The organism is Romboutsia sp. 13368, from assembly GCF_018336475.1.
Classification (GTDB): Bacteria; Bacillota; Clostridia; order Peptostreptococcales; family Peptostreptococcaceae; genus Romboutsia.
The window spans coordinates 2,131,617-2,139,979 of the sequence record NZ_CP048741.1 but is presented as its reverse complement, the minus strand read 5'-3'; the positions used below and the strand labels follow the sequence as shown (position 1 = coordinate 2,139,979).

Genomic DNA, 8,363 nt, shown 5'->3' with positions numbered 1-8,363 from the left:
TACATAATAAAATAGTAAAAAATTTCTAAAAAGTTACATAAACTTGTTGACTATTTTAGGATAAGCTTATATAATTAAAGTATAAATTAAATAAACACGGAGAAGTACTCAAGTGGCTAAAGAGGAACCCCTGCTAAGGGTTTAGGCTGGGTTATACTGGTGCGAGGGTTCGAATCCCTCCTTCTCCGCCAGTTAAAAGACTATGAATTTCATAGTCTTTTTTATTTTTTAAATGAATAAAAACATACCTTATAGATAAACTATATCAATAGATATAATATATGAAAGAAGGTATTATTATGAAGAAGAAGTTATTATATATAAGTGTAAACTCAAAGCCTGAAAATTATTTCATAGTCTTTTTTATTTTTTAAATGAATAAAAACATACCTTATAGATAAACTATATCAATAGATATAATATATGAAAGAAGGTATTATTATGAAGAAGTTATTATATATAAGTGTAAACTCAAAGCCTGAAGATTTATCTGCAAGTAAGACTGTAGCGCGAGCATTTATAAATAAATTCTTAGATAAAAATAAAGACTTCGAAGTAGAAGAAGTAGACTTATATAAAGAGCATATACCAAGACTTGAGTATCAATACTTTGAAAAAAGAAACTGTATAATCAATGAGGATGATACAAAAAAATTAGATGATAAAGGGCAAGAGGAAGTGAGAAAAATAAGAGCGTTATGCGACCAATTTATAAGTGCAAATGTTTATGTAATAGCAGCACCAATGTGGACTTTATCATTTCCAGCACCTCTTAAAGAATATATAGATTGTATAATGCAAGATCAAAAAACTATAAAATTTGAAGGAAAGAAAATAGAACCTTTATTAAATGATAAACCTAGAACTATGGTATATATTCAATCATCAGGTGCTAATGTACCTTGGGTATTAAGACCAATTCTTAATAAAGGACTTAACTATGTAGAAGATGTAATTAAATTTATGGGAATTAAAAAGTTTGAAGAATTATTAGTAGATGGAACTGGATTTACTAAAAAAGAACAACAAGAAGCCATAAATAAAGCAATTGATAAAATAGATGATGTTATAGACTCAATGAAATTTTAGTAAAGAGAGCTTATACCTTACTATAAGGATATAAGCTAAGCTCTTTTTTTATTAAATAATTACATAATGAATAAATATTGTCTTCTAATAAAGATTCATTAAATTTTAGTGGAATAATTTTAGACATATTATAGAATAAAATTATATTATTATTTGAATCTATACCTTTATTTAAATGTATGTTTAAGATTATATTATTTTCATCAGATACTATAGAGTAATTGTCATTATATATATCTATATTAAATAAAGTACCTTCAAAAAGATTATATTTAATAGATAGTATATTTTTAGATATTTTTAAAGATATAGGTAGTAAATCTAGGTGTACTTTATCTGTAATTATAGAAAGTATATTTAATTTTTCTTTCAAAATATCTTTTATTTTAAAAATTTTACCTAAATAATAAATATCTTCATAATTATGAAGTAGAATTTTTTCTTTTAAGCTATCCTCTTGAGTAGCTGAATATTYTTTATATAAATCAACACTTTCTTTACCTGAAATAGTATCTTCCCTATATATATCAAGGTATTTTTCTATAGTTTTTAGTTTACAATCAGATAGAGATAACTTTTCTTTAAAAGGTCTGATTACTTTTAAAATATCCATATCATCACTTTTAGATAAAGAAAAATTTATATCATGTTTTTTTAGCCTAGAATTTAAAAATGGAATATCAAAAGTTAAACCATTAAAGGTAATATGATTTTTATAATCTTTTATAAAGTTTATAAAATTAAGTAAAAGTTCTTTTTCATCATCTTCAGAATTAGCAAAAAATTGTTTTATAATAGTTTTATTATCTTTATTAAATAAAATTCCAATCAATATAACTTTACAATATTTTGAGTTTAGACCGGTAGTTTCTATATCAAAAACAAAATGATTAGGAGGAATATCTATTAGTTCATCTAAAGTTTTAGTTATTATTTCCATAAAATTTCTCCTTTTTTTAATTATATATTATAATAATTATTAGTATAAGCATATTTGCTTAGTTTTTATTATAAATTAAATAAATAATACTTCAAGGTAGGTAGTTATGATAAGTATAGATAAATTAAATGAAAATCAGATAAAGGCTGTAGAACATGTAGATGGTCCTTGTATGGTTCTTGCTGGACCTGGTTCTGGTAAAACTAGAGTAATAACTTATAGAATAGCAAATATGGTTGTAAATAAAAATATAAAACCAACAAGCATACTTGCTATAAGTTTTACAAAAGCATCATCCTTAGAAATGAAAAATAGAGCATTAAGTTTAAGTAATGATATTAGAATGAATAAGGTTACATATGGAACATTCCATTCTGTATTTTTTAGAATACTAAGATATTTTGAAAATTATAATATTGAAAGTATTTTAGATGAAAAAACAAAAAGGTTAGGATTAAAAAATATATTAAAAGGATTAAATATAGAAAATGCAGATGACGATGAGACTATAGGGCAAGTTATAAATGAAATATCATATGTTAAAAATGAATTAATGGATAAGAGGGACTTTAAATCAGAGGTATTAACTAATGATGAATTTATAAAGGTATATAACTTCTATGAAGATTATAAAGCACAAATGAATAAGATAGATTTTGATGACATGTTAATTAAAACATATGAATTATTAAGAAATAATAAGGCAGCTTTAGAGCGTGTTAGAAGTGTTTATAGATATATACTTGTAGATGAGTTTCAGGATATAAATAAAGTTCAATTTGAGGCTTTAAAGTTAATTGCAAATCCTAATAATAATATATTTGTAGTAGGAGATGAAGATCAAAGTATTTATGGATTTAGAGGATCTAGACCAGATTTTTTATTAGAATTTAAAGAATACTTTGGTAATACTAAAAAGGTATTATTAGATATTAACTATAGATCAAAAGGTGAAATAATAGATATAGCAAATAGACTTATAGAAAAAAATACAAATAGATATGAAAAAGTTATAAAATGTGGGCAAGGAAATGGGGCTAAGGTAAATTATATTTCTCCAGAAGATTCAGAAGAAGAAGCAGTATATATAGCAAAGGATATAAAGGAAAAAATACAACAAGATTATACGGAGTATACTGATTTTGCTGTAATATATAGAACTAACATACAATCAAGAGCATTAGTTGATGTATTTATGGATATGAGAATACCTTTTGTAGTTAAAGACTCGATAGTTACTATATATGACCATTGGGCAGCTCAGGATATATTAGCTTATTTAAGAATAGGGGTTAATCCAAATTCAAATAAAGATTGGATTAGAGTTATAAATAAACCATTTAGATATATATCTAGAGATAATTTAAATTTAATAAAGGATGAACCTGATTTTATAAATTCATTGATAAATAAATGTGATTTACATCCAAAACAAGTCAAAACTATAAATGATTTAGATATAGATATAAGTTATGTTAAAGGATTAAATCCTAAAAATGCAATATCCTATATAAGAACAACTCTAGATTATGATAGATATATTTTAGATTACTGTGCTAATAGAAAGATAAAAACAAATGGTCTTATAGAAATATTAAATGAATTAGAAAGTTCAGCTACGAATTTCAAAACTATACAGGAATATTTAGACCATATAGAAAGAGTAAAATCTGAGTTGGTAGAAAATAAAAATAATAAAGAAACAGATGGTGTTATTTTCACAACTATGCATAGTGCAAAGGGACTAGAGTTTAAACATGTTTATATTATAGGTGCAAATGAAGGTACAATACCACATGAAAAATCTTATGAAATAGATGATGAAGAAAAGAAGCATGATCAGATTGAAGAAGAAAGAAGACTCATGTACGTTGCAATAACTAGAGCAGAAGATAATATTTGTATAAGTTCACCTATTAGTAAATATGGTAAAAAAGTTTCAAAATCAAGATTTGTTGAAGATATAAAAGCTCCAACTAAAAAAGAAATGGAGAGTATAAGTGTAGGAGATAAAATATATCATAAAAGATTTAAAGAAGGAACTATATTAGAAAAAAGCGGTGATTCAATAAATATAAGATTTAAAGATGGAGATAGAATTTTAAATTCAAAAGTATGCTTAACTAAAAGAATAATATGGAAAATATAATGTAGGATTAAATATATTTAATTAGAAAACCTCTCTAAGTTTAGAGAGGTTTTTAGTATTTAATAATAGATTCCTTTTTCGAAGAAATCTTTAATTTCATTTAAATTATTAGTTTTCCCAAGAGCTAACATAAGCTTTATTCTAGCTTTTTGACCTGGAAGTTCTCCACCGAATATACATCCGATATTTCTTAAATCTCTACCAGAACCTAAATAACCATAGCTATCGAAAACCCTTCCTGAATGGCATCTAGAAACTATAACAACTGGAATATCTTTTTCTCTAGCATATTGAACACCTTCATACATTTTAGGAGGAATATTACCTCTACCCATTGCTTCGATTATGATACCTTTATAACCGTTATCAGCTGCTAATTTTATAAATTCATCATCCATTCCAATTCCAGATTTAAATAAAGCAACTTTTGTTTCAACTTTATCAGTATCTATTATTGTTCTTTCTTCAGTATTCTTAAATATTACTAATTCATTGCAATCGATTATACCTAATGGCCCTTTACTTAATGGCTTAAAAGTATTTAAAGCTAATGTATCAGTTTTAGTTGCTTCAGAAGCTAATAAAACTTCATTGTTTAAAACTATAAGTACGCCTTTTCCAATAGCTTTATCAGATATAGCTGTACAAACTGCTGCAGATAAATTACTAGGTCCATCATATCCAAGTTCAGAACTACTTCTCATAGCCCCTGTAACTACAACTGGTTTTTGACTAGATATAGTTAAATCTAAGAAATAAGCTGTTTCTTCTAAACTATCAGTACCATGAGTTATTACAGCACCACAAATATCTTCTCTTGAAAGTAAATCGTTAACGTAATGTTTTAATTCTATTAGTTTTTCTGGTGTCATATGAGGTCCAGGTATCTCTGCAAAGTTACATACCTCTATATCTGCAACTTTATCTATATTTGTAACCATTGACATTATTTGCTCACCTGATAAAGCAGGAATTGCTGCACCAATTTCTTTATCAACTTTCATAGAAATGGTACCACCAGTAAATATTATAGCAACTTTTTTCTTGTTCATTATAATATCATCCACCTTTATATTAAAAAATAATTATAACTATTTTATATACATTTACATTTGATTATATCAAATNNNCATTTACATTTGATTATATCAAATATAAGCTATATAAGTCTATATTTAAAAAAATATAAAAAAAAAGAGCTTGGGGAAGCTCTTTTTTCGTTAAATTGACTTCCGTTGTCAATTTAACAATAATGGATATAAAGTCTATCCGTTCAAAAGGGGTATTGGGAATAGAGATTTTAATTAAGGTTATCAGGGGGATAACCATGTATTAATAATAACAAAATTCGACACTAAAATCAATAGTTTTTMTATATATTATTAAAAAATTGAAAAATAAAAAACCTACTTCGCATCCGATCGTGAAGTAGGCTATAAATGAATATAAATTATTCATTTAAAGGGGTATTGGGAATAGAGATTTTACTAAGGTTATCAGGGGGATAACCATGTATTAATAATAACAAAGTTCGACAGGTTAATCAATAGTTTTTTTAAAAAATATAAAAAATATTAAATTTTTTACAATTTATTATTAAATGTATTTACATAGTATAAAAKWTGATATTAAATGCAATATAATAAATATCATTTAATGAATGAGATATTTTTAGTGTATGCATATTGATAAAGTAAATTTTAATATTTTTGATAATTAATATATGAATTTGGTAAAAATAAAATAAATATAAAATGTATATAATAGAAAGTTGGTGCAATGTATGGAGATATATTTAGATAATAGTGCTACTACAAAGCCATACAAAGAAGTTATAGATAAAATGGTTTATGCACTTAGTACAGACTATGCAAATCCATCTTCTTTACATAGAAAAGGTGTAGAAGTTGAAAAACATATAAAAAATATAAGACAAAGTATAGCAAGAACTTTAGGTGCAAAAGATAAAGAGATATATTTTACATCTGGAGGAACTGAATCTAATAATACCATAATAAGAGGTGTAGTTGCTTTAAATAAAAAGAGAAAGAATCATATAATATCTACTACAATAGAACATCCATCAGTATTAAATACTTTAAAAGATTTAGAATCTGAAGGTTGCGAAGTTACATATTTAGAAGTTGATAAAAATGGAAAAATAGATATAGAAGACTTTAAAAAAGCTTTAAAGCCTACAACTTGTTTAGTTACAATAATGCATGTAAATAATGAAGTTGGCTCAATACAGCCAATACAAGAAATAGGTAAATATCTAAAGTCTTTACAGGACAAAGTATACTTACATGTAGATGCTGTTCAATCTTATGGTAAGATAAACTTTAGACCATCAAAATATAATATAGATTTTATGAGTGTAAGTGGTCATAAGCTACATGGACCTAAAGGTATAGGATTTATGTATGTAAAAGAAAATAATAGAATAAAGCCTATACTAACTGGTGGAGGACAAGAAATAGGAATAAGATCAGGAACAGAAAATACACCAGGTATATATGGTTTAGGTGAAGCTGTAAAAATAATAAATGAAGACTTAGATGGAAAAATAGAAAAGATAGAAAAACTAAGAGATCTATTAAAAAATGAAATAATAGAAAATATAGAAGATATAAAAATAAACTCTCCAGAAGATGGTGTATGTCATATACTAAACGTAACTTTCTATGGAATAAAAGGTGAGGTACTTCTTCATTATCTTGAACAAAGAGGTGTGTATGTATCTACTGGATCAGCTTGTTCATCTAAGAAAAAAGGAAGTCATGTACTAAATGCTATGGGACTTACTTCTCAAGAGATAGAAGGAGCTATAAGATTTAGTTTATCTGATTTAAATACAGAAGAAGAAATAAAAGAAGCAGTAAAAATAGTTAATGAATCAGTAAGTGATTTAAGAATGATAATGAGAAGAAGATAATCAATTTAAGAATGACAAAATTAAATTAAGAGGTGAAAAAAATTGTACAATATATTAATTGTTAAGTACGGAGAAATAGGTGTAAAAGGTAAAAATAGATATATATTCGAAAATAAACTTATAAAAAATGTAAAGAATATATTAAAGCCAATAGGAAAATTTAATGTATATAAAGAGTATGGAAGAATATACGTTGATTTAGATGGATATGATTATGAAGAAGTAGTAGAAGAAGTTAGAAAAGTATTCGGTATAGTTGGTGTTTGTCCAGCTGTTAGAGCTGAGAAAGATTATAACTTATTAAAAGAGTTAGCATTAAAAATGCTAGAAGAAAAAATCGAACAAGGATATAAATCTTTCAAAGTTGACTCAAGAAGAGGAGATAAAGACTTTAAATTAACTTCTCAAGAGATGAGTTTAGATATAGGTGGATATTTAGTATCACAAGTAAAGGATAGAATAGCAGTTGATGTTAGAAATCCTGAAGTTAAAATTCATTGTGAATTAAGACAAAATCATGTAATGGCATATAGTGATACAATACCAGGGTATGGAGGATTACCTTTAGGGACTAATGGTAGAGCAATGTCACTTTTATCAGGTGGTATAGATTCACCAGTAGCATCTTGGATGGTAGCAAAAAGAGGTATGGAATTAGAATGTATACATTTCCATAGTTATCCTTTTACTAGTGAAAAGTCACAAGAAAAGGTAAGAGATTTAGCAGAAATATTATCTAAATATTGTGGTAGAGTAAGATTACACAAAGTAAATATGTTAGAAATACAAAAAGCTATAGGTTTAAATTGTAAAGATGAAGAAATGACTATAATTTCAAGAAGATTTATGATGAGAATAGCACAACAAGTTGCAGAAAAAAGACATTGTGATGCATTAGTTACTGGAGAAAGTATAGGACAAGTTGCATCTCAAACAATACAAGGTTTAACTTGTACAAATGCATCAGTGAGTATGCCAGTATTTAGACCACTTATAGCTATGGATAAAACTGAAATAATAGAGATAGCTCAAAAAATAGGAACATTTGAAACATCTATATTACCAGAAGAAGATTGCTGTACAGTATTCTCTCCTAAAAAACCAGTTACAAAACCTAAATTAGATAGAATAGAGAAGTCAGAAAGTAAATTAGATGTGGAAAAATTAATACAAGATGCAATAGATAATATTGAAATTGAAGATATAGAATTTTAATATAAATTTATAGGAAAAGTAATAAAAGACTATCT

Annotated in this window: 6 protein-coding genes and 1 tRNA gene; 5 read left to right on the top strand and 2 right to left on the bottom strand. The window is 25.9% G+C overall.

The features are described 5' to 3' along the window. Positions 1-98 precede the first annotated feature (98 nt). Together G3997_RS08925 and G3997_RS08920 are read left to right on the top strand one after the other, a co-directional pair. A tRNA-Ser gene (locus G3997_RS08925) sits at positions 99-191 on the top strand. A 250-nt stretch (positions 192-441) separates the two neighbouring features. After that, positions 442-1,089 (top strand): FMN-dependent NADH-azoreductase, encoded by a 648-nt coding sequence (locus G3997_RS08920; protein WP_296645430.1) that lies wholly within the window; start codon positions 442-444, stop codon positions 1,087-1,089. Between the two features lie 10 nt (positions 1,090-1,099). On the opposite strand, the gene G3997_RS08915 is transcribed toward G3997_RS08920, so the two are convergent. After that, positions 1,100-2,029, bottom strand: a complete 930-nt coding sequence (locus tag G3997_RS08915; protein WP_296645429.1) for a ribonuclease H-like domain-containing protein — start codon at positions 2,027-2,029, stop codon at positions 1,100-1,102. Positions 2,030-2,135: 106 nt separating this feature from the next. Here G3997_RS08915 and G3997_RS08910 point away from each other — a divergent pair, with 106 nt between their 5' ends. After that, positions 2,136-4,178, top strand: coding sequence for an ATP-dependent helicase (locus G3997_RS08910; RefSeq protein WP_296645428.1), 2,043 nt, complete (start codon positions 2,136-2,138; stop codon positions 4,176-4,178). 59 nt (positions 4,179-4,237) lie between these two features. Here the strand turns inward: G3997_RS08910 and G3997_RS08905 are convergent, their stop codons facing one another. Continuing rightward, positions 4,238-5,230: an asparaginase gene (locus G3997_RS08905; RefSeq protein ID WP_330616131.1), complete on the bottom strand. Its 993-nt coding sequence runs from the start codon at positions 5,228-5,230 to the stop codon at positions 4,238-4,240. Between the two features lie 731 nt (positions 5,231-5,961). Here G3997_RS08905 and G3997_RS08900 point away from each other — a divergent pair. Both G3997_RS08900 and thiI read left to right on the top strand, forming a co-directional pair. Further along, a complete protein-coding gene (locus tag G3997_RS08900) occupies positions 5,962-7,113 on the top strand; it encodes a cysteine desulfurase family protein (RefSeq protein WP_296645427.1) in 1,152 nt (383 codons plus the stop codon). Positions 7,114-7,155: 42 nt separating this feature from the next. Further along, entirely contained in the window at positions 7,156-8,328 is a 1,173-nt protein-coding gene (gene thiI / locus G3997_RS08895; RefSeq protein ID WP_296645426.1) for a tRNA uracil 4-sulfurtransferase ThiI, read from the top strand. Positions 8,329-8,363: the final 35 nt, after the last annotated feature.